Below are 1,605 nucleotides of genomic sequence, written 5' to 3'. Positions count from 1 at the left end.
TATCGATTGGAGTGATTTTAACGTTTACAAGTTTTGGAGCGATTGAGTCTAGATCGATTGTAGCTTCATTGCTTGGTGTGCTCTTACCAAATTTATTCTCAGCAGTTGCTGTAAATTTATGCTCGCCATCTTTTGTAAGAGCTGTGGTTGTAACTTCCCATGAACCATCAGATTTAGCTGTTGTCTCACCTACCTTGTTGCCATTGTCGTAAATTTCTACTTTTGATCCAGCTTTTGCTGTTCCTTTGATAGTTGGAGTACTATCATTTGTTAGATGACCTTTTACATCAAGAACATTGCCTACTTTAGTATCTTCTTCATAACCCTTAACGTTATCAATTACTTCATTGATAACTGGAGCTTCTGGAAGATCTTTATGAATGATATCCATATCGCCAGCAGTTTCTGTATCTTTACCTTTGTTACCAGCTTTGTCAGTTACTTCTACAGTTACTTTATCACCTGGTTTGATTGGATCAGTAGTGATTTCGAAATTTCCTTTGTCATCAGTTGTGCCAGTACCTATTGTTTTACCATTTTCATCAGTAACAACTACTGGAGCATTTGGCTCATCTGATTTACCTTTTACGATACCTTTATCTGGAGTACCATCTGATGGGTTGGTCTCATCTACTGGATTTACAGTATCGATATCTACTTTTGGAGCTGTATGATCATTTGGATGAGCTAAATTGCCAGCTTTAAATTCGCTTTCACTAGTATTGCCAGCTTTATCAGTTACTTCAAAGACCACTTTATCGCCAGGATTAACAGGTTTAGCATCTATAACAAAGCCGCCTTTATCATTTGCGTCGGCTTTACCCAAGAAATTTCCATCTTTATCTTTAGCGATGATAGTAGCATGAGGAGTATCTGTAACACCTACTATAAGAGTTGCTTCTGCTGTATCATCGGCTTTAGCAGCAGTATCGATCGGAGTTATTGTAACCTCTTTGATAACTGGAGCTATTGTATCAAGATCAATACTTACTTCATTACTTGAACCACTAGTACCAAATGCATTTTCTGCTTTAGCTGTAAATTTATGCTCGCCTTGTTTAGTAAGTACTGGTGTTGTAAATTCCCAGTTGGCATCTGCTTTTTCTATCCTACCGATCTCAACGCCATTGTCGTAGATTATAACTGTTGATCCAGCTTTTGCTGTTCCTTTGATGGTTGGAGTGTTATCATTTGTTAAGCCACCTTTAACGCTTTGGTTAAATTTACCACCCTCAACATCATCGATAACATCAGTGATAACTGGAGCTTCTGGAGCTTTAGTAGCTTCACTATTCTCACCTATTACACCTTTGCCTTTGCCTGGGTTATCAGGATTATTAGGGTTAACTATCTCAGCTATTATAGTATTGTCTTTACCTGGGTTTAGATCAACTGGAACATCGATGCTACCCTTATCGATATCGCTTTGCTCGATTGGTCTTACAGTCTCCTTACCTTTGTCATCAGTAACTATTAGCTTATCACCTGGTTTTACGCTGCCATCTTGTGGAATGATGACTTCAGCTGTTGTTTTACCAGCATCACCATCGCCAGCCTTATTCTCTTTATCAGAAATTTTTCCATCTTTTGGATCATTATCTTCTG

Annotated in this window: 1 protein-coding gene; it reads right to left on the bottom strand. The window is 38.3% G+C overall.

Features of this window, described 5'->3' with window-relative positions:
* Positions 1 to 1,605: Ig-like domain-containing protein (locus G6W42_RS10330; RefSeq protein ID WP_196779978.1), on the bottom strand; the 1,605-nt coding region annotated here is incomplete at both ends.

The sequence above is a fragment of the Campylobacter concisus genome (genome assembly GCF_015230015.1).
Taxonomy (GTDB): Bacteria; Campylobacterota; Campylobacteria; order Campylobacterales; family Campylobacteraceae; genus Campylobacter_A; species Campylobacter_A concisus_AF.
This window is presented reverse-complemented; position numbering and strand designations above follow the sequence as displayed.